Source organism: Pseudomonas sp. NPDC087358, from assembly GCF_044900785.1.
In the GTDB taxonomy this organism is placed as follows: Bacteria; Pseudomonadota; Gammaproteobacteria; order Pseudomonadales; family Pseudomonadaceae; genus Aquipseudomonas.
This window is the reverse complement of sequence record NZ_JBJDOA010000003.1, coordinates 300,858-325,827: the sequence shown is the minus strand read 5'-3', so window position 1 is coordinate 325,827 and position 24,970 is coordinate 300,858. Positions and strand designations below refer to the sequence as shown.

General features: G+C 61.6%; 19 protein-coding genes, 4 tRNA genes and 1 pseudogene. 6 read left to right on the top strand and 18 right to left on the bottom strand.

Going from position 1 to position 24,970, the window contains the following annotated elements; genetic code table 11:
- Positions 1 to 10: 10 nt before the first annotated feature.
- Complete coding sequence (locus ACI2KS_RS08255; protein WP_404618960.1) at positions 11 to 916, bottom strand: AraC family transcriptional regulator N-terminal domain-containing protein; 906 nt, start codon at positions 914 to 916, stop codon at positions 11 to 13.
- Between the two features lie 178 nt (positions 917 to 1,094).
- Between ACI2KS_RS08255 and ACI2KS_RS08250 the strand changes: the two genes are divergently transcribed.
- Positions 1,095 to 2,147: an NAD(P)-dependent alcohol dehydrogenase gene (locus ACI2KS_RS08250; protein WP_404618958.1), complete on the top strand. Its 1,053-nt coding sequence runs from the start codon at positions 1,095 to 1,097 to the stop codon at positions 2,145 to 2,147.
- A 127-nt stretch (positions 2,148 to 2,274) separates the two neighbouring features.
- Here the strand turns inward: ACI2KS_RS08250 and ACI2KS_RS08245 are convergent, their stop codons facing one another.
- The 5 genes from ACI2KS_RS08245 to ACI2KS_RS08225 all read right to left on the bottom strand — a co-directional run bounded on the left by ACI2KS_RS08245 (position 2,275) and on the right by ACI2KS_RS08225 (position 7,452).
- Positions 2,275 to 3,081: an IclR family transcriptional regulator gene (locus tag ACI2KS_RS08245; protein WP_404618956.1), complete on the bottom strand. Its 807-nt coding sequence runs from the start codon at positions 3,079 to 3,081 to the stop codon at positions 2,275 to 2,277.
- Between the two features lie 66 nt (positions 3,082 to 3,147).
- Positions 3,148 to 4,473 (bottom strand): MFS transporter, encoded by a 1,326-nt coding sequence (locus ACI2KS_RS08240; protein ID WP_404618954.1) that lies wholly within the window; start codon positions 4,471 to 4,473, stop codon positions 3,148 to 3,150.
- Between the two features lie 122 nt (positions 4,474 to 4,595).
- The gene (gene dgoD / locus ACI2KS_RS08235; protein ID WP_404618952.1) at positions 4,596 to 5,744 is read right to left on the bottom strand and encodes a galactonate dehydratase; all 1,149 of its coding nucleotides are present in this window, start codon (positions 5,742 to 5,744) and stop codon (positions 4,596 to 4,598) included.
- A 57-nt stretch (positions 5,745 to 5,801) separates the two neighbouring features.
- Complete coding sequence (locus tag ACI2KS_RS08230; protein WP_404618950.1) at positions 5,802 to 6,434, bottom strand: 2-dehydro-3-deoxy-6-phosphogalactonate aldolase; 633 nt, start codon at positions 6,432 to 6,434, stop codon at positions 5,802 to 5,804.
- Position 6,435: 1 nt separating this feature from the next.
- Entirely contained in the window at positions 6,436 to 7,452 is a 1,017-nt protein-coding gene (locus tag ACI2KS_RS08225; protein ID WP_404618948.1) for a 2-dehydro-3-deoxygalactonokinase, read from the bottom strand.
- Positions 7,453 to 7,932: 480 nt separating this feature from the next.
- On the opposite strand from ACI2KS_RS08225, the gene ACI2KS_RS08220 reads away from it, so the two are divergent.
- Positions 7,933 to 9,096, top strand: a complete 1,164-nt coding sequence (locus tag ACI2KS_RS08220; protein ID WP_404618946.1) for an acyltransferase family protein — start codon at positions 7,933 to 7,935, stop codon at positions 9,094 to 9,096.
- Positions 9,097 to 9,236: 140 nt separating this feature from the next.
- Here ACI2KS_RS08220 and asd read toward each other — a convergent pair whose 3' ends face one another.
- The 4 genes from asd to leuC form a co-directional block, all read right to left on the bottom strand.
- Positions 9,237 to 10,349 (bottom strand): aspartate-semialdehyde dehydrogenase, encoded by a 1,113-nt coding sequence (gene asd, locus ACI2KS_RS08215; RefSeq protein ID WP_404618945.1) that lies wholly within the window; start codon positions 10,347 to 10,349, stop codon positions 9,237 to 9,239.
- An 80-nt stretch (positions 10,350 to 10,429) separates the two neighbouring features.
- The gene (gene leuB / locus ACI2KS_RS08210) at positions 10,430 to 11,512 is read right to left on the bottom strand and encodes a 3-isopropylmalate dehydrogenase (protein ID WP_404618943.1); all 1,083 of its coding nucleotides are present in this window, start codon (positions 11,510 to 11,512) and stop codon (positions 10,430 to 10,432) included.
- A gap of 167 nt (positions 11,513 to 11,679) precedes the next feature.
- Positions 11,680 to 12,324, bottom strand: coding sequence for a 3-isopropylmalate dehydratase small subunit (gene leuD / locus ACI2KS_RS08205; protein WP_404618941.1), 645 nt, complete (start codon positions 12,322 to 12,324; stop codon positions 11,680 to 11,682).
- A 10-nt stretch (positions 12,325 to 12,334) separates the two neighbouring features.
- Positions 12,335 to 13,759 carry a 3-isopropylmalate dehydratase large subunit gene (gene leuC / locus ACI2KS_RS08200; RefSeq protein WP_404618939.1) on the bottom strand — a complete coding sequence of 475 codons (1,425 nt, stop codon included), beginning with the start codon at positions 13,757 to 13,759 and terminating at the stop codon, positions 12,335 to 12,337.
- Between the two features lie 300 nt (positions 13,760 to 14,059).
- Between leuC and ACI2KS_RS08195 the strand changes: the two genes are divergently transcribed.
- Positions 14,060 to 14,938, top strand: coding sequence for a LysR family transcriptional regulator (locus ACI2KS_RS08195; RefSeq protein WP_404618937.1), 879 nt, complete (start codon positions 14,060 to 14,062; stop codon positions 14,936 to 14,938).
- A 112-nt stretch (positions 14,939 to 15,050) separates the two neighbouring features.
- Positions 15,051 to 17,513 (top strand): annotated as a pseudogene (locus tag ACI2KS_RS08190) (EAL domain-containing protein); the annotation flags it as partial.
- A gap of 41 nt (positions 17,514 to 17,554) precedes the next feature.
- Here the strand turns inward: ACI2KS_RS08190 and ACI2KS_RS08185 are convergent.
- The 8 genes from ACI2KS_RS08185 to gltX all read right to left on the bottom strand — a co-directional run bounded on the left by ACI2KS_RS08185 (position 17,555) and on the right by gltX (position 22,127).
- Positions 17,555 to 18,514, bottom strand: coding sequence for a tRNA dihydrouridine synthase (locus ACI2KS_RS08185; RefSeq protein ID WP_404618935.1), 960 nt, complete (start codon positions 18,512 to 18,514; stop codon positions 17,555 to 17,557).
- 74 nt (positions 18,515 to 18,588) lie between these two features.
- On the bottom strand, positions 18,589 to 19,029 hold the full coding sequence (locus ACI2KS_RS08180; protein WP_404618933.1) for an acyl-CoA thioesterase: 441 nt from the start codon (positions 19,027 to 19,029) through the stop codon (positions 18,589 to 18,591).
- 84 nt (positions 19,030 to 19,113) lie between these two features.
- Entirely contained in the window at positions 19,114 to 19,653 is a 540-nt protein-coding gene (locus tag ACI2KS_RS08175; protein ID WP_404618931.1) for a TetR/AcrR family transcriptional regulator, read from the bottom strand.
- Positions 19,654 to 19,929: 276 nt separating this feature from the next.
- Positions 19,930 to 20,005 (bottom strand) — tRNA-Glu (locus ACI2KS_RS08170).
- A 54-nt stretch (positions 20,006 to 20,059) separates the two neighbouring features.
- A tRNA-Ala gene (locus ACI2KS_RS08165) sits at positions 20,060 to 20,135 on the bottom strand.
- A 52-nt stretch (positions 20,136 to 20,187) separates the two neighbouring features.
- Positions 20,188 to 20,263, bottom strand: a tRNA-Glu gene (locus ACI2KS_RS08160).
- A gap of 85 nt (positions 20,264 to 20,348) precedes the next feature.
- Positions 20,349 to 20,424: transfer RNA gene (locus tag ACI2KS_RS08155), tRNA-Ala, on the bottom strand.
- A gap of 221 nt (positions 20,425 to 20,645) precedes the next feature.
- Positions 20,646 to 22,127, bottom strand: a complete 1,482-nt coding sequence (gene gltX / locus ACI2KS_RS08150) for a glutamate--tRNA ligase (protein WP_404618929.1) — start codon at positions 22,125 to 22,127, stop codon at positions 20,646 to 20,648.
- Positions 22,128 to 22,368: 241 nt separating this feature from the next.
- Here gltX and ACI2KS_RS08145 point away from each other — a divergent pair, with 241 nt between their 5' ends.
- Both ACI2KS_RS08145 and ACI2KS_RS08140 read left to right on the top strand, forming a co-directional pair.
- On the top strand, positions 22,369 to 23,424 hold the full coding sequence (locus ACI2KS_RS08145; RefSeq protein ID WP_404618927.1) for an HlyD family secretion protein: 1,056 nt from the start codon (positions 22,369 to 22,371) through the stop codon (positions 23,422 to 23,424).
- A 49-nt stretch (positions 23,425 to 23,473) separates the two neighbouring features.
- A complete protein-coding gene (locus ACI2KS_RS08140; RefSeq protein ID WP_404619490.1) occupies positions 23,474 to 24,964 on the top strand; it encodes an MDR family MFS transporter in 1,491 nt (496 codons plus the stop codon).
- Positions 24,965 to 24,970 lie beyond the last annotated feature (6 nt).

The window sequence follows — 24,970 nt, the reverse complement described above, 5'->3', positions numbered from 1 at the left end:
GTGCCTGCAATCACGCCGAAATCCTCATCTGCGCACCTTCTTCCCCCGGGTTGCGATCGAAGTAGCGCTTGTACTCGCGACTGAACTGCGAGGCGCTCTGGTAGCCGACCCGGTGCGCCACCTGCCCCACCGCCATGCCTTCGCCGATCAGCATCTGTTGCGCCTTGAGCAGTCGCAGGCGCTTGAGGTACTGGACCGGCGACAGCAGCGTGCTGCGTTTGAAGTGCTCATGAAAAGTGGACGCGCTCATGTTGGCGCAGCGGGCCAACTCGTCCACGCTCAAGGCTTCGTTGTAGTGATCACGCAGGTGCTGCAAGGCCGAACCGATCCGGGCGAAATGCCCCTGTTGCTCGACCAGCGCCCGCAGCACCCCGGCCTGCGGCCCGCGCAACGCGGCGTACAGGACCTCGCGCACCAGCGCCGGGCCCATGACCTGGCAATCCATCGGGTCGTGCAGACAGCGCAGTAACCGCTCCACGCTTTCACGCATCTGCGCATCCAGCTCGGCCGAGTTCATGGACTCCGGCGTTTGCGCCTTGACCGTTGCATCAACCGGCAACGCCATGGCCTGGACCAGTTCGCCCAGGACAATCCGGTCGATTGCCACCGAAACGCCGTACAGCGGCGCCTGGTCGGTGGCGAAGGTTTCGCACATGAAAGGCACCGATAACGCCTGCACCAGATAATGTCCGGCGCCGTATTCGAAAGTCCGCGGGCCCAGGCGCGCCAGCTTGCTGCCCTGAGCCAGGATGATCAGGCTCGGTTCATAGATCTGCGGGCAACTGGCCACGTAGTAGCTCCACGACATGGTCTGCACGCCGGGCAGGCGGCTGTCGAGAAAACCGGGACGATGGGACAGTGGCTTGATCAACGACACTAATGTGGCGTTGGCGTCGGAGTGAGAAGTCAGAGACATGGGCAACCGGGCAGAGGATCAGACACTGCCATCATCGCAGATCCGCCGCCGGAAGGTGCGCGCCACGGCACAGGTTCGCAGGATTAGGCATGACTCACGGAGGAATGGTCATGGCCGGCACGGACCTCGCTGCGGACAATGCACCGCCTCACCCGTCATCGTTTATGCGAGGTTTCACATGTACACAGCTATCGGTTATGCCGCCCAGTCGGCCACGGCTCCCCTCGCCCCCATGACCTTCACCCGCCGCAGCCCACGACCGGACGACGTGGCCATCGAAATTCTCTACTGCGGCGTTTGCCACTCCGACATCCATCAGGCGCGCAACGAGTGGGGTATTGCCGTCTACCCGCTGATGCCCGGCCACGAGATCGTCGGCAAGGTGACTGAAGTCGGCGCCAATGTCAGCAAGCACAAGGTCGGCGACCTGGTCGGTGTTGGCTGCATGGTCGACTCCTGCCGTCACTGCGAGGCCTGCGCGCAGGATCTGGAGCAGTACTGCCTGGAAGGTCCGACGCTGACCTATGCAACGCCGGACCGGATCGACGGCAGCAACACCATGGGCGGCTACTCCAACAGCATCGTGGTCAGCGAGCACTTCGTGGTGCGCATCCCCGAGAAGCTGGATCCTGCCGCAGCGGCGCCGATTCTGTGCGCTGGCATCACCACCTACTCGCCGCTCAAGCACTACGGCGTCAAGGCCGGCGACAAGGTCGGGGTCCTGGGCATGGGTGGCCTGGGTCACATGGGCATCAAATTCGCCAAAGCCATGGGTGCCGAGGTGACGCTGTTCACCCGTTCGGCGAGCAAGGCCGAAGAAGCCCGTCGTCAGGGTGCCGATCACGTGATCGTGTCCACCGATGCCGAGCAGATGAAGGCCGCTGCCGGTCGCTTCGACTTCCTGCTGGACACCATTCCGGTGCAGCACGATCTGAACCCCTACCTGGAAACCCTGCGCTTCGATGGCGTGCACATTCTGGTAGGCCTGATCGAACCGGTTGACCCGGCGCTGCATGCAGCCAATCTGGTGATGAAACGTCGGGTACTGGCCGGCTCCTTGATAGGCGGTATCGCCGAAACCCAGGAAGTGCTGGATTTCTGTGCCGAGCACGACATCACCTGCGACATCGAAATGCTCGACATCAAGAACATCAACCAAGCCTACAGCCGCATGATTGCCGGTGACGTGAAGTACCGTTTCGTGATCGACATGGCGACGCTCAAGGCCTGATAAATGCTATCGCTGTAGGGGTCAGCGTGCTTGCGATGGCGTTGTGTCAGTCGAAAAATATGTCACTGGCCAACCGCAATCGCGAGCAAGCTCACTCCTACGGGCTCGTGGCGATTCAACCCAGGTTCTACCCACCCAACTCCGCCGACAGCCGCGCCGCCACCTGCATGATCACCGGCACCAGCTCGGCCATTTTTTCCAGCGGCATGTAGGGCACCGTGCTGGCAATGCTGATCCCGGCCACGATGCGCTTGCCGGCATCACGCACTGGCGCTGCCACGCAGCGAATCGACGGTTCGTTGTCTTCCAGGTCGAACGCATACCCGCCTTGCACGTACTCGTGCATGCGCGCCCTGACCTGCTCCCATGTCTGCTCCTGATGGGCGGGCCACAGCGGGTTTCTCGACCCCTGCGGCACACTGATGTCATACAGCCGCCGCCATTCGCTTTCCGGGCTGTCCAGCAGCAAAGCCTTGCCGATCCCGGTGCGCGCCAGCGGCATGCGATGACCTACGCGTGAACGCATTTCCGGGCCATTGCGACCCGGATTCTTGTGCAGATACAACACGTCGTCGCCATCACGAATCGCCAGGTGCACGGTATCTCCGGTCAGCGCCGACAGCTCGTCGAGAAAAGGCCGGGCCAACATCGCCAGGGGCAATTCTTCACGCGCCTGAAACCCCAACTCGATCAATTTCGGGCCCAGCAGATACCCCACCTGCGGCAGGACACGCAGATAGCGCTCTTCGACCAGGCAACTGGCGAGTCGATGCGTGGTGCTGCGCGTGGTGCCGATCAGCCGGGCAATTTCCTTGAGATCACGGGCGCCGCTGGCCACCGCCTGCACCACCCCAAGGCCGCGCAGCAAGGTTTGTGTGCCAGTGGGCGCAGTGTCCTTGCCCGTCACATCTGCGGTGTCCGAAGAATCCTGCATATCACGCCTTTATCCAGTCAGAAAGCTGGCGGCATTATCGTCGCCAGCTTTGCGCCACGCCAATGGTTACCGGCCGTCGTCCAGCTCGATACGTTCGACCTTGCCCACCAGCAGGATGTAAGACAGCGCACCGAGCAACGCCAGCACGGCGATGTAGGTGATGGCCGGGGCGAACGACTCACCGGAGGCGAGGAAGCCGATGACGATGGGCGTGGCGATCGCCGCCAGGTTGCCGATCAGGTTGAAGGTGCCGCCTGTCAGCCCCAGCAAGCGCGCCGGGGCCAGGGTCGAAACCAGCGACCAGGTGATCGACGCCAGGCCGTTGCCGAAGAACGCCAACGCCAGAAATGCGATTACCAGCGGGGTCGATTCGACATAGTTGGCGCCGATGATCGAGGTCGAGATCAACAACCCGGCGATGATCGGCAGTTTGCGCGCAAAGCCCACCGTATGGCCGCGACGAATCAGCCAGTCGGAGAAAAATCCGGAGCACAGCACGCCGACGAAGGCCGCCAGAAACGGCAGCGAGGCCAACAGCCCGGACTTGATGAAGTCCATGCCGCGGTACTTCACCAGATAGGTCGGGAACCAGGTGAGGAAGAACCACAGCGTCGAGTTCAGGCAGAACTGGCCAAGGTAGATGCCCCACAGTTTGCGCTTGGTCAGCACGATACCCAGATCCTGCCAGCTGAAACCGCTCTTGGCCTTTGCCGTGTCGGTCTGGATATCCACCAGCCCGCCACCTGCCTGGATCAGGTCGATTTCACCCTGATTGACGCCTTTGAAGTCACGCGGCTCGCGATAGACCATGTACCAAATGGCCGCCCAGAGCACGCCGACACCGCCGGTGGCGACGAACACCATGTGCCAGCCATAGCGGGTTTGCAGCCAGGCCAGCACCGGGGTCAGGAAAGCCAGACCGACGAACTGCCCGGAGGTGTAGAAGCCGACGGCGGTGGCGCGCTCCTTTTCCGGGAACCAGGCGGTGACCACGCGGCTATTGATCGGGTAAGCCGGCGCCTCCAGCGCGCCGACGGCCATGCGCAGAATGAACAGGCCGATGAAGCTGCCGACGAAGCCCAGAAAGATGGTGGCGATGGACCACAGCGCCAGGGCTACGGTGTAGAGGATGCGCGGCGGCACCCGGTCCACCAGCCAGCCACCGGGCAGCTGCATGGCGGCGTAGGTCCAGCCGAAGGCAGAGAAAATCAGGCCGACGTGCACCGGATCGATACCCAGCTCGCTGGTCAGCGCGGGCGCGGCGATCGACAGGTTGCTGCGGTCCAGGTAGTTGATCACCACCGTGATGAACAGCAGGACCATGATGAAAAAGCGTTTGCGGCTTGGCGTGGCGGCGATTGCCCGCGCCTGCGGCAAGGTCTGTGTGCGCATGGGAAGTGCCTCTTTTTATGTTTATCTGAGGTCTGGATTTTTGCTTGCGTGTTTGAACGGTAACGCTCAGATCATTCCCACGCATAGCGTGGGAACGAGCATCGATCTAACTCACTGTTCGATCACCACTCGGCGAAACTGCCGTCGGCGTGGCGCCAGATCGGGTTGCGCCAGCGGTGGCCGATGGCGGCGCGCTCCTTGACGTATTCCTCGTTGATTTCGATGCCCAGACCGGGCCCGTTGGGGATTTTCACCATGCCTTTGTCGTAGTCGAACACGTCCGGGTTCTTGATGTAGTCGAGCAGGTCGTTGCTCTCGTTGTAGTGAATACCCAGGCTCTGCTCCTGGATGAACGCGTTGTAACAGACCGCGTCCAGCTGCAGGCAGGCCGCCAGGGCAATCGGGCCCAAGGGGCAATGCAGCGCCAACGCGACGTCGTAGGCTTCGGCCATGTTGGCGATCTTGCGGGTTTCGGTGATGCCGCCGGCGTGGGACGCATCCGGCTGAATGATGTCGACGTAGCCTTCGCTCAGCACACGCTTGAAGTCCCATCGGGAAAACAGACGCTCACCCAGGGCGATCGGTGTGCTGGTCAGTGGCGCCAGTTCCTTCAACGCTTCATAGTTCTCGCTGAGCACCGGCTCTTCGATGAACATCAGCTTGTAGGGGTCCAGTTCCTTCATCAGCACTTTGGCCATCGGCTTGTGCACACGACCGTGGAAATCGACGCCGATGCCGACGTTCGGACCGACCGCATCACGCACGGCAGCGACGTTGGCCAATGCCAGATCGACCTTGTCGAAGGTGTCGAGAAATTGCAGCTCTTCGGTGCCGTTCATCTTCACCGCCGTGAAGCCACGGGAAACCGCTTCCTTGGCAGCGCGAGCGGTGTCGGCCGGACGGTCGCCGCCGATCCAGGAGTACACACGAATCTTGTCGCGCACCTGACCGCCCAGCAGGTCGCTGACCGACACACCCAGTGCCTTGCCCTTGATGTCCCACAGCGCCTGGTCGATACCGGCCAATGCGCTCATGTGGATGGCGCCGCCACGGTAGAAACCGCCACGATAGAGCACCGTCCAGATGTCTTCGATATTGCGCGGGTCCTTGCCGATCAGATAGTCGGACAACTCCTCTACCGCCGCTGCAACCGTGTGCGCACGGCCCTCGACCACAGGCTCGCCCCAACCGGTGACACCCTGATCGGTCTCGACTTTCAGGAAGCACCAGCGCGGTGGAACGATGAAGGTCGTGAGTTTGGTGATTTTCATCTCTTTCTCTCTTATTCGAAGACGCGTGTCAGATCACGCAGCGAGTGCGTGAATCACTTATTTGTCGGTCGAGGCGTATTGCTTCCAGGCAGCCACATAAGCCTGGGCACGCTGGGCCACGTCGTCGGCGCTCATGCCCGGCTTGAACAGACCCGAACCCAGACCGAAACCCAGCACACCGGCGTCGAGGAACACCTTCATGTTGTCCGGGGTGATGCCTCCCACAGGCAGCAGCACCGTGCCGGCGGGCAACACGGCCAGCCACGCCTTGACCACCGCCGGGCCCATCTGCTCGGCCGGGAACATCTTCAGCACATCGGCGCCGATGGCCAGCGCGGCAAAGGCTTCTGTCGGGGTCGCAACCCCGGGCGAGAGGAACAGGCCTTCGGCCTTGGCTGCGCGCAGCACCTCTGGATCGCTGTGCGGCATGACGATCACCTGACCGCCTGCTTCCTTGACCAGCCGCACTTGCTCCGGCGTCAGGACGGTGCCAGCGCCGATCAGGCAATCGGCGGGCAGGCTCTGACGCAGCAGACGAATGCTGTCGTACGGTTGCGGGGAGTTGAGCGGCACTTCAATGACCCGAAAACCGGCCTGGTACAGGACATCACCGATGGCCGGTGCTTCTTCGGGGCGCAGACCGCGCAGGATCGCGACCAGGCCATTTTGCGCAAGGGCTTGTTTGAGCATCTCAGTTCTCTACAGGGAGGGGCCGGGCAGCGGCCGCAGAAGTGGATGAAATCAGACCGGCTTGTACCGCGACCTGCCACAGACCGCGCTCGGTCGCCTGTTCGGCGAGGGTTACGTGGGCAAAGCCATTGGCATTCAGCGCACGCTGGTAGCGTTCCAGCAGCGGGCCGCTGCCGATCAGGATCACCGCCGGCAAGGTCGCATCGGGCTGACTGAGCAATTGCACCAGGGCGACGATCTCGTGGCCGATCAGCAGACCGGACAGGTAATCGGGCTGCGCTGCACCGGACAGGGCGCCCGTCAGGCCAAGCGTTCGGCAGCTGAAGATGGTCGACAAGGGGCCGGCAGCACCGGCCGCGGAGGTCGCCACCGCGACACCGCGATCGAATGCCACCGCGTCGAAATCTTCGCCGCGCTGCATGGTGCGACCGAGGATGGTGTGGGTGCAAAGCGCGGCGAAGACCTCGCCGGTCATGAACGTGTCGAAATGAACGATGCAGCCGTCGACCGCCCTCACCCATTTGGAATGACTGCCGGGCAAACCAATCAACAGCGGCTGACCGGCCGGTGTCGCCGGCAGCGCGCTGAGAATCCCGAGCACTTGGGTCTCTTCGCCGCGCATGACGTTGGGCAGTTCAGAACGCTGAAGCACACCGGGCACGATATGCACGTTCACCCCGCGCAGACTGCGCACCGTGACCAGCGCCGAACTGAGTGCCGAGACGCTGGCCGGCGTCTGCTGATAGACCGCTTCGCGCCAGCCCTGAGCACTGCCGACCATGCCACAGGCGATCACCGGCAGGGTCGGGTGAGCGTCGAGCCAATCGCCACAGGCCTCGTCAAAAGCCAGTTCGAATCCGTCGCAAACCTGCTGTCCGGCAATCGAGCGGGGTGTCGAAGGCAGCTGCATGATGCCCGCGCTGAGCGAGCGTTGTTCCAGGACCCGGCCTTGTTCACCGAGTCGATACGCTCGAAGGGACGTGGTGCCCCAGTCGAGCGCGATCAATTGCGCCTGCATGGCTTCACCTGATTGTTATTGATGAGTGAATGCGAGGCGAACTATAAACCCGGAAAGCCGATTATCTCAATATGTAATTTGTCGTCCCACATAGTGGGAATTTAGGTTTTGCGACGAAACCACCGTCATGCAGCCGTTCGCCTCTGGCATCGCTGCGAGTCTGTGGGCATACTCGCAGCCATGCCTTTCGCCACCGGCGTTGGGTAACCCTGTGCAGCCGTCCGGTCTGCTCGCGCATCGCCAGCCTCTCCAGCAGCCTGGCTTGACGGCGGTAGCGTTGCCGAGGCCGTCACCCGGTCAGATCAAACGGCCATAGAAGCCGCGCTCCATCGGGTTTGCCCGGCCCGTCAGCCATCGATGTCGAAGGTGGTTTTTCCGGCGGTTTTCAAGTCACACCTTTGCCCTTTTGCTCGTTTGCGCCCGCTTGCCAGGCTGCAACTGCCCTCACCCGTCCATACTCATCTACAAAGGACCCGTAAGATGAAGCGATTCCTCGTGCTCGACAGCTTTCGCGGCCTCTGCGCATTGGCCCTGATCGTCCACCACTCGCACATTGAGCGCAGCATCACGCAGCTGACTTTTTTCCGGAATGCCAGCCAGTTGGTGGGCTTTTTCTTTGCCTTGAGTGGCTTTTTGCTTTACCGCCGGTATGTAGGCAGTCTGAGCACACAGCAACAACTGGGCGAGTTCATGATCAGCCGCACCTGCCGTGTGTTGCCGCTGCACGCTGCGGTACTGCTGTTCTTCATAGGCTTCGAATGCCTGAAGCTGGTGCTCGAGCGATACGGGCTTTCACTCAATTACCCGGCGTTCAGCGGCGACCGCGGACCGGCTGAAATCCTGCCGAACCTGTTGCTGATACAGGCCTGGTGGCCGGGTTTCAATGCGCTGTCGTTCAACTACCCGTCCTGGTTCATCAGCGTGGAGTTCTACCTCTGCGTGCTCTTCGCACTCTTGATGTTCACCCTGCCCCGTCTGGCTCGCCTGTTGTTTGCGCTGGTCTGCGCGGTGGCGTTCATGGCGTTGTACAAGGACCTTGAGCCGGTCCCGCGCAACGTGCTGTGGGGCGCTTCGTGCTTCTTTGCCGGTACCCTGACCTATCGGCTTTACGCGCGCCTGCGTGACTCAGTACCCGGGCCGGTGCTCGCAAGCGTATTGGAGGTCGGCATTCTGGGGTTGATCTACTGGATCATGACCGAGGGCGAGCCACCGCTGACAATCGAACTGGGGCTGTTGTTCTGCATCGCTATCCTGATCTTCGCCCATGAGGCCGGGATCATCTCGCGCCTGCTGGCCCTGCGAGCGTTTCCGGCGCTGGGCCGACTGTGGCTGTCGATCTACCTGACCCACGCCGCGGTGATCTTCGTCCTGGCAACCGCGCTGACGCTGGCGGCCAGATTCAGCGGCTATGCGTTGCTCGTCGACAAGCCGGGCGATACCGCAGGCACGGTGGTGCGTTATCTGAGCACCGGCACCGCGCTGAATGACAACCTGCTGTTGCTGCTGGTAGTGGTCGCGGTGGTCGTGGTCTCGATGCTCAGCTACCGCTACGTCGAAGCCCCTGGCATCCGGTTCGGCCAGCACTGGAGGCGCGGCACGCTGTTTCGCCGACGCAAGGATGATCTGCCAGTGGAGCGGGTTTGACCCGCAACAGGCGCCCGCATACCCGCTTTTGCAGAGAACGAGCCGGCGGGAGGTGAACCTGCCCACGGCGTGCCATTGTTTGACCCATAAAAAAACCGCCCCTTGAGGCGGTTTTTTTGTTTAAAGCAAAGACGTTCGAATCAACGCTCCAGCAGGATGCGCAGCATGCGACGCAACGGCTCTGCCGCGCCCCACAGCAACTGGTCACCTACGGTGAACGCGCCCAGGTACTGCGAACCCATGTTCAGCTTGCGCAGACGGCCCACCGGAATGTTCAACGTACCGGTCACCGACGTCGGGCTCAGCTCCTGAATGCTGGCCTCACGGCTGTTGGGCACCAGCTTCACCCAAGGGTTGTGCTGGCTGATCATGCCTTCGATATCGGCAATCGGCACATCCTTGTTCAGCTTGATGGTCAGCGCCTGGCTGTGGCAGCGCATGGCGCCGATGCGCACGCAGATGCCGTCGACCGGGATCGGGCTCTTGAAGCGACCCAGAATCTTGTTGGTCTCGGCCTGGCCTTTCCACTCTTCGCGGCTCTGGCCGTTAGGCAGTTCCTTGTCGATCCACGGGATCAGGCTGCCCGCCAGCGGTACACCGAAGTTTTCGGTGGGGAAGCCTTCGCCGCGCATGGCCTCGGCGACCTTGCGGTCGATGTCCAGGATCGCGCTGGCCGGGTTGGCCAGCTCGTCGGCGACCGACGCGTTGATCGCGCCCATCTGCTTGATCAGTTCACGCATGTTCTGCGCACCGGCACCGGAAGCCGCCTGATAGGTCATGACGTTCATCCACTCCACCAGACCGGCTTCGAACAGCCCGCCCAGGCCCATCAGCATCAGGCTGACCGTGCAGTTGCCGCCGATGTAGTTCCGGGTACCGGCATCGAGCTGCTGGTCAATGACCTTGCGGTTGACCGGATCGAGGATGATCACCGCGTCGTCGTGCATGCGCAGGGACGATGCCGCATCGATCCAGTAACCCTGCCAGCCGGCTTCACGCAGCTTGGGGAACACCTCGTTGGTGTAGTCGCCGCCCTGGCAGGTCAGTACCACGTCCAGGGTCTTGAGCTCGTCGATGCTGTAGGCATCCTTCAACGGCGCAATGTCCTTGCCCACCGATGGACCCTGTCCACCGACGTTGGAGGTGGTGAAAAAAACCGGCTCAATGAGATCGAAATCCTGCTCTTCCAGCATGCGCTGCATGAGCACGGAACCGACCATACCGCGCCAACCGACCAGACCTACACGTTTCATCGCAACTACACCTTAATTAAAAGTGGGGCCTCTTCCCGCAGCGAGCCATGGACTCGATCTGCGGCAGTGGGCCCGAGATATTACAGATTGCGCAGCGCGGCGACTACGGCGTCACCCATTTGCTGCGTACCGACCCTGGCATTGCCCTCGGACCAGATATCACCGGTGCGCAGGCCTTGATCCAGGACCAGGCTCACGGCCTTCTCGATGGCCTCGGCCGCCGCGTGCTCATTGAAGCTGTAACGCAGCATCATCGACACCGACAGGATGGTCGCCAGCGGGTTGGCAACGCCTTTGCCGGCGATGTCCGGCGCCGAACCATGGCAAGGCTCGTACATGCCCTTGTTGTGGGCGTCCAGCGAGGCTGACGGCAGCATGCCGATGGAGCCTGTGAGCATCGACGCTTCGTCGGACAGGATGTCGCCGAACATGTTGTCGGTGACCATCACGTCGAACTGCTTGGGTGCGCGGACCAGCTGCATGGCGGCGTTGTCCACGTACATGTGGCTCAGCTCGACATCCGGGTAGTCCTTGGCCACTTGCTCGACCACTTCGCGCCACAGCTGGCTGGACGCCAGCACGTTGGCCTTGTCCACCGAGCACAGCTTCTTGCCGCGTACGCGCGCCATGTCGAAACCGACACGGGCAATACGGCGAATCTCGCTCTCGCTGTACGGCAGGGTATCGTAAGACTGACGCTCGCCGTTTTCCAGCTCACGGGTGCCACGTGGCGCGCCGAAGTAGATACCGCCGGTCAGTTCGCGCACGATGAGGATGTCCAGACCCGCGACGATCTCAGGCTTGAGGCTGGAAGCATCGGCCAGCTGCGGATAAAGGATCGCCGGACGCAGGTTGGCGAACAGGCCCAGTTGCGAACGGATTTTCAGCAGACCGCGCTCAGGACGGATATCACGCTCGATGGCGTCCCACTTGGGACCACCCACCGCGCCCAGCAGCACGGCGTCGGCGGCACGCGCACGTTCCAGGGTTTCGTCGGCCAGCGGCACGCCGTGCTTGTCGATGGCCGCGCCACCGATGACGTCGTGGCTCAGTTCGAAGCCCAGCTGATACTTCTGGCTGGCCAGTTCCAGGACCTTGACCGCTTCGGTCATGATTTCCGGACCGATGCCGTCACCTGGGAGAATCAGAATCTGCTTGCTCATAACGTCCTCGTTTCAATATGTGCATCGGCGCTACAGGAGCGCCGATCAAAAAAGCCTTCACGCCCCCTGCAGGAGCCGCTTGCTGGCAAACCGGGTGGCGCAGGAACTCATACGTCACTGATCCAACGCGTTCGCCAGCAAGCCGGTTGCTACAGGTCGTGCATCAATCAGGCATCACGGAAAAGCCACGGCTGGGTCGCGCGATGCTTGCTTTCGAAGCTCGCGATGGCCTCGCCATCCATCAGGGTCAGGCCGATGTCATCCAGGCCATTGAGCAGGCAGTGCTTGCGGAACGCGTCGATCTCGAAGCTGTAGACCTTGCCATCTTCGCGGGTCACGGTCTGCGTTGCCAGGTCGACATTTAAATGGTAACCCGGATTGGCCTCGACCACCTTGAACAGCTCATCGACGTCGCTTTCGCTGAGGATGATCGGCAACAGGCCGTTCTTGAAGCTGTTGTTGAAGAAGATGTCGGCGTAGCTCGGCGCGATGATGCTGCGAAAACCGTATTCTTCCAGCGCCCAAGGCGCGTGCTCGCGGCTCGAACCGCAACCGAAGTTCTCGCGGGCCAGCAACACGCTGGCGCCTTGATAACGCTCGGCGTTGAGCACGAAATCGGGGTTCAGCGGGCGTTTGGAATTGTCCTGATACGGCTGCCCCACGTCCAGGTAACGCCATTCGTCGAACAGGTTGGGACCGAAACCGGTGCGGCGGATCGACTTGAGAAACTGCTTTGGAATGATCTGGTCGGTGTCGACGTTGGCACGATCCAGCGGAGCGACCAAACCTGTGTGTTGAGTAAAAGGCTTCATGCGGGGCTCCTTAGTGCTGGCTCATGGTGCGAACGTCGACGAAACGGCCGTTGACCGCTGCTGCCGCCGCCATCGCCGGGCTCACCAGGTGAGTCCGACCACCGGCACCCTGCCGGCCTTCGAAGTTGCGGTTGGAGGTAGACGCGCAATGCTCGCCGCTCTCCAGGCGGTCCGGGTTCATCGCCAGGCACATCGAGCAGCCGGGCTCACGCCATTCGAAACCGGCTTCGAGAAAGATCTTGTCCAGACCTTCCTGTTCCGCCTGCGCTTTGACCAGACCCGAGCCGGGCACGACAATCGCCTGCTTGATGGTCGAAGCCACCTTGCGGCCCTTGGCGATATCCGCCGCTGCGCGCAGGTCTTCGATCCGCGAGTTGGTGCAGGAACCGATGAATACGCGATCAAGCTGAATGTCGGTGATCGCCTGATTGGCCGTCAGGCCCATGTACTTGAGTGCACGCTCGATGGAACCACGCTTGACCAGATCGGCTTCCTGCGCCGGATCAGGCACGTTCTGATCGACGGCCAGGACCATTTCCGGCGAGGTGCCCCAGCTGACCTGCGGTTTGATCTGGGTGGCGTCGAGCTCGACCACGGTGTCGAACACCGCGTCGTCATCGGACACCAGCTCTTTCCAGGCTTCTACCGCCATGTCCCACTGCTCGCCTTTTGGCGAGAACGGGCGACCCTTGACGTAGGCCACGGTCTTTTCATCAGTGGCCACCAGACCGACGCGAGCGCCCGCCTCGATAGACATGTTGCAGATGGTCATGCGCCCTTCGACCGAGAGGTCGCGAATCGCGCTACCGGCGAACTCGATGGCATGGCCGTTGCCGCCGGCAGTGCCGATCTTGCCGATGATCGCCAGGACGATGTCCTTGGCGGTGACGCCGAATGGCAGGTTGCCTTCGACCTTCACCTGCATGTTTTTCATTTTTTTGGCGACCAGGCACTGCGTGGCGAGCACGTGCTCGACCTCGGAGGTGCCGATGCCGTGAGCCAGGGCGCCAAAAGCGCCATGGGTCGAGGTGTGGGAGTCGCCGCAGACCACGGTCATGCCCGGCAAAGTCGCGCCCTGCTCCGGGCCGATCACGTGAACGATGCCCTGACGCACGTCGTTCATCTTGAATTCAGTGATGCCGTATTCGTCGCAGTTGTCATCCAGGGTCTGGACCTGCAGGCGCGAAACCTGATCGACAATGGCGTCTACGCCGTCCTTGCGATCCGGGGTGGTCGGCACGTTGTGGTCAACCGTGGCGACGTTGGCGTCGATCCGCCATGGTTTGCGGCCCGCCAGGCGCAAGCCTTCGAATGCCTGTGGCGAGGTCACTTCGTGAATGATGTGACGATCGATATAAAGCAGCGCCGAACCATCGTCGCGCTGCTTGACCAAATGCGAATCCCAGAGCTTGTCGTAGAGCGTTTTGCCGGCCATCAGACGGTTTCCTCATCAGCGTATTTCTATGCCCTGGTCATCGCACCGCAATGGCCCCTGGCTTGTGGGAAGGGATGCTAAGAGACGCGCCCGATCCGTTCAAATCCAGGGTTTCACCAAATGTAACCCTGGGCTGGTCGTCGCGCGCCTGGTTGGTCCAGGCATCCCTGTCAGCGTATTTCTTCGCCGCGGTCACCGCAGTTGCAATAACCCTTGGCTTATGGGGGAGATGCTATGGAATATGTTTAAATAACTCAAATTCATATTTTTCATGCTTTGGATAACCAATAGGAATTCGAGATGGATCTGGCCAACCTCAATGCCTTTATCGCCATCGCCGAGACCGGCAGTTTTTCCGCGGCCGGGGAACATCTGCACCTGACCCAGCCTGCCGTCAGCAAGCGCATCGCGGGGCTGGAGCAACAGCTCAATGTACGCCTGTTCGACCGCCTGGGGCGCGAAGTCAGCCTGACCGAGGCCGGGCGGGCACTGCTGCCGCGCGCCTACCAGATTCTCAACGTGCTGGACGACACCCGCCGCGCTTTGACCAATCTGACGGGAGAGGTGACCGGGCGCCTGAGCCTGGCCACCAGCCACCACATCGGCCTGCATCGCCTGCCGGTGCTATTGAGAACATTCACCCGGACCTACCCGCAGGTCGCGCTGGATATCCAGTTCCTCGATTCGGAAGTGGCCTATGAGGAAATTCTCCATGGGCGCGCGGAGCTGGCGGTAATCACCTTGGCGCCGGATCCCCACTCCCTGATCAAGGCAGTGCCCGTGTGGGACGATCCGCTGGATTTCGTCGCAGCCCCCGAGCATCCACTGGCCAACACCGCCGACGTCACCCTGGCCGACATCGCCCGCTATCCGGCGGTATTTCCCGGCGGCAACACTTTCACCCACCACATCGTCAGCGGCCTGTGCGAGGCTCAGGGGATCAAGCCGAACATCGCCATGAGCACCAACTATATGGAAACCATCAAGATGATGGTGTCCATCGGGCTGGCATGGAGTGTGCTACCCAGAACCATGCTCGATGAGCAGGTTGCGCGGATACCGCTGCCAGGCATTCAGCTGCGCCGCCAGCTAGGCTACATTGTCCACACGGAACGTACGCTGTCGAATGCCGCCCGGGCCTTCATGGCGTTGCTCGATGCCCAGGCCGCTGTCGCCTGAGCCGTCACTGATCGACATACCGGCTTACTCTTTCAAGGCTCGCGCTCATATGCCTATCACCGCAGACAGCCCACTGTTTCAACTGACTGGCCTTGCACTGACCGCCAAGGAGTCGGAAAGGCATTTCACGACCCTGTTCAACCTCAGCCCCAATGTCGTCCTGTTGACCCGTTTTGAAGATGGCCTGATCGGCAACGCCAATTGCCATTTCGAAACGACCTTCGGCTGGCCGCTGGACGAGTGCGTGGGTCGCACGACCGTGGAGATCGGGCTCTGGGTGGATCCGCAGCAACGTCACCTGGCGCTGGAAAGAACCCTGGCAGTCGTGGAGCCGGCCCACCTGGAGAGCCAATGGCGCGGGCGTGACGGACGCCTTCACGACGGCACGCTCTACACCCAGAGAATCGAGCTCAGCGACGGCCTCTATCTGCTCAGCACCTTTATCGACAACACCGAACACAAGCGCGCCCAGCAGGCACTCAAGGAAAGTCAGGAGCGGCTGGACCTGGCGCTCGACTCTGCGCAGCTGGGCACCTGGGATTGGCACATCCCCAGCGGCATGCTCTACGGATCGGCACGTGCGGCGCAGTTGCACGGCATGGAGGCGCTGCCATTCCACGGTCCGTTCGAGAACTATTTCCACGGTGTTCCGCTCAAGGAACGTGAGTCCATGCGTCAGACCTTCCGCAACCTGTGCGAGGGCGATGACAGTCAATATGTCCTGACCTACCGGATCATCCTGTCAGACAGTTCAGTGCGCTATGTCGAAAGCCGCGCCCGCCTCTACCGGGATCCTGACGGCAAGCCGTTGCGCATGGCCGGCACGCTGATGGACATCACCGAACAGAAACGAGCAGAAACGGCGCTCAAGGCCAGCGAAGAGAAATTCGCCCGGGCTTTTCACTCAAGCCCCGACGCCATCATCATCACCGAGAAGGCCACCGGGCGTTACATGGAGGTCAACGACGGGTTCTGCCGCCTGACCGGTTACAGCGCCAGCGAGGTCATCGGACGCACCGTGTTCGAATTCGTCATCATGGCCGACATCACCCAGCGCACCCGCCTGATCCAGGAGATGGAAGAGCAAGGCAAGGTCCGTCACCGCGAGTTGCTGGGACGCAACAAAAGCGGCGATATCATCACCGTCGACGTGTCCATCGACCCACTGATGCTCAACGACACCCTGTGCCTGCTGATCACCGCCCGCGATATCAGCCAGTTGAAGAATGCCCAGGCGCAGATCCAGCATCTGGCCTACCACGACTCGCTGACCAACCTGCCCAATCGCGCGCTGCTGATGGACCGTCTCAGCCAGCAGATCGCCCTGCTCAAACGGCACAACCTGCGTGGCGCCCTGTTGTTTCTGGACCTGGACCACTTCAAGCACATCAATGATTCGCTCGGGCACCCTGTGGGCGATAGCGTGCTGAAAATCGTCACCGCGCGCCTGGAAGCCAGCGTGCGTCTGGAGGACACCGTCGCGCGCCTGGGCGGTGATGAGTTCGTGGTGCTGATCAGCGGCCTTGAGGGCTCGCACGAAGAGGTGATCGACCAGGTGCACGAGCTGGCCGATACCCTGCGCGAATTGCTCGCCGAACCGATGTTCCTCGACGGCCACCGGCTGCAAGTCACTCCCAGCATCGGCGTGGCGCTGATTCCCGATCATGGCTCGACCCCGGCCGACCTGCTCAAGCGCGCAGATATCGCGCTGTACCGGGCCAAGGACTCAGGACGCAACGCCACGCAGATGTTTCACAGCACCATGCAAAAAGCCGCCAGCGATCGCCTGCGCCTGGAGAACGACCTGCGCCAGGCCCTGGCGCGAGGCGAATTCAGCCTCAGTTACCAGCCACAGGTGGATACGCGCGGCAATCGCATCATCGGTGCCGAAGCCCTGCTGCGCTGGCGGCATCCCATCCTGGGCAATTTACCGCCCAGCGAGTTCATCCAGGTCATGGAGGAAAGCGGAATGATCCTGGAAGTGGGCAACTGGATTCTCGAAGAGGCCTGCAAGACCGGAGGCGGTCTGCTGCGCAAAGGCCTGATCGACGCTGGCGATTTCAGTCTTTGCGTGAACATCAGCCCCCGTCAGTTTCGCCAGAGCGACTTCGTGGAGCGGGTCGAACGTTGTCTCCATACGTACGATCTGCCTCATCGCGTACTCAAGCTGGAGATCACCGAAGGCATCGTCATTCAGAACATCGAAGACACCATCGCCAAGATGCGCCAGCTCAAGCAGCTGGGTATCAGCTTCGCCATGGATGATTTCGGCACCGGCTATTCATCGTTGACCTACCTCAAACGCCTGCCGGTCGATGCGCTGAAGATCGATCAGTCCTTCGTGCGCGACGCCACCACCGATCCCAACGATGCAGAAATCGTCCGCGCCATCGTCGCCATGGCCGCCAGCCTGAATCTTTCGATCATTGCCGAAGGCGTGGAAAAGCAGGAGCAACTGGACTTCCTGGCGCAACTCGATTGCCACTTCTATCAAGGTTTTCTGTTCAGTGAGCCGCTGAGCGCCGACGGCTTCGAAGCCTTGCTGCGCGCCAGAATACCCGCCACCCTGGGGTAGACGCAGGCTTGCTGGCGGTCACGCAGCATCGATAGGGCTGTTCAGGCCGCCTGCGCCGCCGTGACACCGAGCATCAGGCTGATGCGCTCGCAATCGGTCTCGCGGCGCAAGGCGTCGAACAGCACGGTGGCCTCGGGGTAGCTTTTGGTCAGCAACACCACCCACTGCTTGAGCCTGCCGGGTGCCTGCACGCGGGTCATCTTGGCCAGCGCCTGCAGCCAGAAGTGGCGCAGCAACGGCTGCAGTTCCTGCCAGCTCATTTCGACGACTTCACGCCCGGCCTCAGCCGCAGCGATTTGCCGCCCAAGATCGGGCCGCGCCACCAGACCGCGACCGATCATGATGTCGCGGGCACCGCAGATTTCCCGGCAGCGGCGCCAGTCATCGACGGTCCATATCTCGCCATTGGCGATGATCGGGATCTTCACCACGTCCTGAATCCTGCCAATCCACTCCCAATGCGCAGGAGGCTTGTAGCCATCGACCTTGGTGCGCGCGTGGACCACGATGTGCTCGGCGCCGCCCGCCTCCAGTGCACGCGCGCAATCCAGGGCAGGCTCGGTACTGTCGTAGCCCAGCCGCATCTTGGCAGTCACCGGGATGTGCGCCGGCACTGCACGGCGAACGTGGCTCAGGATCGAATGCAGCAGCTCCGGTTCCTTGAGCAGCACCGCGCCACCGCGCGACTTGTTGACGGTCTTGGCCGGGCAGCCGAAATTCAGGTCGATCACCGGCGCGCCCAGCTCGGCGGCCAAGGCGGCATTTTCCGCAAGGCACACAGGGTCCGAGCCCAGCAATTGCACGCGCAAGGGCACCCCAGCCCGGGTTTTCGAGCCGGTGAGCAGCTCGGAGGCAAATTTGTGGAAGTAATGCTCAGGCAACAGACGCTCGGTCACCCGGATGAATTCGGTCACGCACCAGTCGATGCCACCGACCTGAGTCAGCACATCGCGCAGAATGTCATCGACCAGGCCCTCCATGGGCGCCAGAGCAATTTGCATGGGTCACACTCGAAAAAAGTCCGGCAGTTTACGCAGTGACTGGCCAATTGGGAACGGGCCCGACGTGCCAGGCGTCAGGACATCACGCCGTTCAATGCCGGCGCATAGCCGTCGATGAATTCGGCCGGCATGCGCTTGGGCTTGCCGCTGGACAGCTCGATACAGACAAAGGTGGTTTGCGCACGCAACAGGGTGACCCCATCGGCGGGTCGCTTGAGCTGGAAACGCCGGGTCATCTTCAAGCGCTGGTCCCAATCGACAATCCAGGTCGCCAGTTGCAGTTCGTCGTCCTGATAGGCGCTGGCCAGGTAGTCAATCTCATGCCGAACCACCGCCATCGCCCGGTCCAGACGTCGGTATTCGGTCAAGTCCAGGCCCAGGCTTTGTGAATGCCGCCAGGCGCAGCGTTCAAGCCAGGTGACGTACACCGCGTTATTGGCGTGGCCCAGACCGTCGATATCGTCCTCGCCCACCTGCAGATCAATGACGAATGGCGTTGCCAGATCCCAGACCATGCGCGCTCCTGCCTCTGAAAGATTCATTGGTCGAGCAGTGTAACGAAAAGCGTCGAGCCATGGTCTGGATCTGTCAGCAATGCCTCACTGCATGGCCGACTTGGCGGCACGCAGCACCCGGTCCGACAGTTCGTTGGGACCCAGCGCACGCGCCAGCGCCAGACCGCCCAGCATCAGGGCGATGTCGGCGAGGGTCTTGTCGGTTTCTTCGGGGCTTGAGGCCAGTTGCGCGACCATCAATTCGATGTGCTCGGACAAGGCGCCGCGAAAATCATCCGACAGACGCGCCATCTCTCCAATCGCCGTGGGCAACGGGCAGGCATGGTCCTCGGCATCACGATGCCTGCGCGACAGGTAGAAAGCCGCGAGCAGGGCCCGACGCTCATCACCCGGCAGTTGATCATCAATGCTGGCGACCATCGCTCGGCGCTCGCTGAGCAACTGGTTGAACGCCTCCAGCATGAGCGCTTCCTTGCTGTCGAAATGGGCGTAGAAACCGCCTACCGTAAGCCCTGCGGCGCCCATGATCTCATTGACGCTGGGCTCGACCGGCCCACGGGCGATCAACGCCACGCTCGCCGCGGTGAGAATGCGTTCGCGGGTTTGTGCTTTCTTGTCGTTCATGACCGCCTCCGGATGATGACGGTAATATTATCCGCATCATGTGGGATGGCAAGGGCGGCGACGATGGGCGGGGAACATTCTCTGTAGCAGCACGGATTGCCGGCGGTGGCGAACTCAACAGCGCAACCGCCGGCAAGCCGGACCGCTACAGGGGGTATATCAGATGGACGTTGAGGTCAGAACGACCGGAGGCAAGGGGGCGAAAATAAAACCCCGGAAAAACAAAAGGGCCATTCAATAATCGAATGACCCTTGGTCTCGCAGAGCGAGAAATCGTGGCGTCCCCTAGGGGACTCGAACCCCTGTTACCGCCGTGAAAGGGCGGTGTCCTAGGCCACTAGACGAAGGGTACGCAAAACCTTCAGTAAGGTTCGTCGCTAACAACATCAACGAACCCTGGCAAAATTGGTGGAGCTAAGCGGGATCGAACCGCTGACCTCCTGCATGCCATGCAGGCGCTCTCCCAGCTGAGCTATAGCCCCAGATTTATCGCCTCGCGGCGGAGATCTGCCTTGCGGCTTCACTCGGTAAAACTGGCGTCCCCTAGGGGACTCGAACCCCTGTTACCGCCGTGAAAGGGCGGTGTCCTAGGCCACTAGACGAAGGGGACGTAACCCTTGTGTACCTGATCGGTGCTGGTTCCGATTTACGGTACAAACTTCAAGACGGTGCAGCCAGCCTTGAAGCTTCTAAATTGGTGGAGCTAAGCGGGATCGAACCGCTGACCTCCTGCATGCCATGCAGGCGCTCTCCCAGCTGAGCTATAGCCCCACATTACACTGTCACATCACACTGCGTTGCCGCCGTGTTTCTGTGTTGCCGTGTGGACGGGGCGCATATTAAGTGCGACCCGGAAACCTGTCAAACTTTTTTTCAACAAAATTCAAAAGAATTTTCCGGGATAACAATCACTTACCGCCCTCCCCCCTAAAACCGGCGCTTGCTGGCCACCGCGCGGCGCGCCTTGGCGCCGCGCAACGACCGAACGTCACTCAGCCGATGGCGCCGAGCAGCTTCTCCCACTCTTTGTTTTCTTTCTTCGACACACCGCCCAGCAAGTCCAGGGCCTGACGCAGACGGAAGCGGGTCAGGTCGGGTCCAAGGATTTCCATCGCGTCGGTCACCGACACCGAGTTGGCCTGGCCTGTGATGGCGGCGAACATCAGCGGCATGGCGTCGCGCAGTTTCAGCTCCAGGTGCTCGACCACCGCCTGGATGCAGCCGGTGATCCGATCCTTTTCCCACTGACGCAGCGATTCAAGCTTCCAGAGGATCAGCTGCATGACCTGGCGCACTTGCTCCGGGGAAAGCTTCTTGTGCTCGAACAGCTTGGCGTCCGGGGTCACGCCGCCTGCGAAGAAGAAACCACCCAGCGGCGCAACCTGACTGAAGGTTTCGACGCGGCCCTGTACGTGGGGCGCGATCTTCATCATGTAATCGCTGTTGAACGCCCACTTCTGCACACGCGCGGCGAACTCCTGGACCGGCAATTCACGCAGCCACTGGCCGTTGAGCCAGGACAGTTTCTCGATATCGAAGATCGGGCCACCCAGGGAGACGCGGTTGAGGTCGAAATGCTCGACCATCTCCTGCAGCGAAAACTTCTCGCGCTCGTCCGGCATCGACCAGCCCATGCGGCCCAGGTAGTTGAGCATCGCTTCAGGCATGAAGCCCATGCGCTCGTAGAACGTCACCGAGGTCGGGTTCTTGCGCTTGGACAGCTTGCTCTTGTCCGGGTTACGCAGCAGCGGCATGTAGCACAGTGCCGGCTTTTCCCAGCCAAAGTACTCGTAGAGCAGGATCAGCTTGGGCGCCGACGGCAGCCACTCTTCGCCGCGCAGCACGTGGGTGATGCCCATCAGGTGGTCATCGACGACGTTGGCCAGGAAGTAGGTCGGTAGGCCGTCGGTCTTCATCAAGACCTGCATGTCCATGCGGTCCCAGGGAATTTCGACCTCGCCGCGCAGGATGTCCGGCACCACACAGACGCCTTCGCTCGGCACCTTCATGCGGATAACATGGGGTTCACCGGCGGCCAGACGACGTTCGACTTCGTCACTGGAAAGCAGCAGGGCACGACCGTCGTAGCGCGGGGTTTCGCCACGGGCCATCTGTTCGGCGCGCATCTGGTCGAGTTCTTCGGCGGTGCAGAAGCACGCAAAGGCGTGACCGGCATCGACCAGTTCCTGCGCGTACTTCTTGTAGATTTCGCCGCGCTCGCTCTGACGATAGGGGCCATGGGGACCACCGACGTCCGGGCCTTCGCTCCACTCGATCCCGAGCCAGCGCAGGGCGTCGTAAATCTGTTGTTCGGACTCGCGGGTCGAGCGCAGTTGGTCGGTGTCTTCAATGCGCAGGATGAATTCGCCGCCATGCTGCTTGGCAAAGCAATAGTTGAAGAGTGCGATGTAAGCCGTGCCAACGTGGGGGTCGCCGGTGGGCGATGGCGCGATGCGGGTGCGAACGGTGGTCATGGAAAATTCCGAATAGGTCGAACAAGCGGCGAATCTTAACAGGCCCAAGCCCCGCGGCTCCAGCATGCAACCGGGATCCATCGGCAGATTCACCTGGGCGGTAACTGAGCGTAGCCAGTCCTCGAGCCTGGGCCGCAAATGAATACCCGAATATAACTTCCAGTCATTAATCCAACGATGGCTGGATGCCAGACTTCATTTGCTGATAAATTCCGTTACATTCTAATAATCCAGAACGACCATGCCTGCCCAACTCAAACGCCGCCTGTTCATCTTTCTCGTGGTGGTCCTGCTGATCGCCCTCGCCTTTTTCGCCCAGTGGTACTTCAAGGGACGGTTTGTCGAAAGCACCGACAACGCCTACGTTCAGGGCGAGATCACCCGCGTCTCCAGTCAGCTCGCTGCGCGGGTCAACGAAGTCCTGGTGCAAGACAACCAGCACGTCGAGAAGGGCCAGTTGCTGGTGCGGCTGGAGCCCGATGACTTTCGCCTGGCGATCGACCGCGCCCAGGCAACCCTGGCCACCCGCGAGGCCGAACGGGTGCAGGCGCAAAGCAAACTGACCCAGCAATCGAGCCTGATCGCCGCAAGCGACGCGCAGGTGCAGGCCAATCAGGCAACCCTGGGGCGCACGCAACTGGACCTGGCGCGCCTGCAAAAGCTGCGCACACCGGGCTTCGTTTCCGAAGCCCAGGTCACCACCATGACGGCCGACAGTACTGTGGCGCGCTCGCAGGTGAGCAAGGCACAGGCCGATGCTCAGGGCCAACGCCAGCAGGTCAATGCCCTGAACGCCGAACTCAAACGCCTGGACGCGCAGATCGCCACCGCCCATGCCGACCTGGCTCAGGCGCAGATCAACCTGCAGCGCACCGAGATCCACTCCCCTATCAGCGGCCTGGTCGGCCAGCGTGCCGCGCGCAACGGCCAATACGTCACGGCCGGGGCTTATTTGCTGTCGATCGTGCCCGACGAGGACATCTGGGTGCAGGCCAACTTCAAGGAAACCCAGATCGAGCACATGGAAATCGGCCAGTGGGCCGAGCTGACCTTCGACAGCTTCCCCGGCACGCCGATCCAGGGCCGGGTCAACAGCCTGTTCGCCGCGTCGGGCGCGCAGTTCAGCCTGCTGCCACCGGATAACGCCACCGGCAACTTCACCAAGGTGGTGCAGCGCATCCCGGTCAAGTTGACCTTTGCCGCCGACAACCCGCTGCACGGCAAGATCCGCCCGGGCATGTCAGTGACCGTGGCCATCAACATCAAACCGGCAAACGACCCTCAAAGTGGCCGGTGACGAGCTGATCCGCCCGGTCGGCGAACCGACCCGCCGCGACTGGATCGCGGTGATGAGCGTGATGCTCGGCGCGTTCATGGCGGTGCTGGACATCCAGATCACCAACTCCTCGCTCAAGGACATTCAGGGCGCGCTGTCGGCCACCCTCGAAGAAGGCTCGTGGATTTCCACCTCCTATCTGGTGGCCGAGATCATCATGATCCCGCTCACCGCCTGGCTGGTGCAGTTGCTCTCGGCGCGGCGGCTGGCGGTCTGGGTGTCGCTGGGGTTTCTCGTCTCCTCCCTGCTGTGTTCCATGGCCTGGAGCCTGGAAAGCATGATCGTGTTCCGCGCCATGCAGGGCTTCACCGGCGGCGCGCTGATCCCGCTGGCGTTCACCCTGACCTTGATCAAGCTGCCCGAGCATCATCGGGCCAAGGGCATGGCCCTGTTTGCGATGACCGCCACCTTTGCGCCGTCCATCGGTCCTACCCTGGGCGGCTGGCTGACGGAAAACTTCGGCTGGGAATACATTTTCTACATCAACATTCCGCCGGGCCTGGTGATGATCGGCGGGCTGCTGTATGGCCTGGAGAAAAAGGCACCGCACTGGGAACTGCTCAAGAGCACCGACTATGCAGGCATCGTCACGCTGGGTGTGGGCCTGGGTTGTCTGCAGGTGTTCCTCGAAGAAGGCCATCGCAAGGACTGGCTCGAATCCAGCCTGATCGTGACCCTGGGCAGCATCGCCCTGGTGAGCCTGATCACCTTTGTCATCATCCAGCTCTCCAAACCCCAGCCGTTGATCAACCTGGGCATCCTGGGCAATCGAAATTTCGGCCTGTCGAGCATTTCCAGCGTCGGCATGGGCGTGGGATTGTACGGCTCGATCTACCTGCTGCCGCTGTACCTGGCACAGATCCAGGGCTACAACGCCCAGCAGATCGGCGAGGTCATCATGTGGATGGGCGTGCCGCAGCTGTTTCTGATTCCGCTGGTGCCGCAGCTGATGAAAATCATCCCGCCCAAAGTGCTGTGCACCATCGGATTCGGCCTGTTCGGCATCGCCAGCTTTGCCTCCGGCGTGCTCAATCCGGACTTCGCCGGGCCACAGTTCAACCATATCCAGATCGTCCGCGCCCTGGGCCAGCCGCTGATCATGGTGACCATCTCGCTGATTGCCACCGCCTACATCCAGCCACAGGATGCAGGCTCGGCGTCCAGCCTGTTCAACATCCTGCGCAACCTGGGGGGCGCCATCGGCATCGCCCTGCTGGCCACCCTGCTCGATGCACGAACCAAGACCTATTTCGACTACTTGCGCGAATCCATTTCCCCGGCAAACCCGCAAGTTGCCGAGCGCATGGCGATGCTCACCGACCGGCTCGGCAACGAGACCGCCGCCCTGGGCAAACTCAGCGAAATCGCCCACCAGCAGGCCGCGATCATGGCTTATAACGACGCTTTTCATTTCGTCGGCCTGGCGCTGGGCATCAGCATGCTGGCGGTGATGCTGACCAAAACCTTGCCGTCGGGGGTCAAGGGCGGGGCTGCGCATTAATCAGGC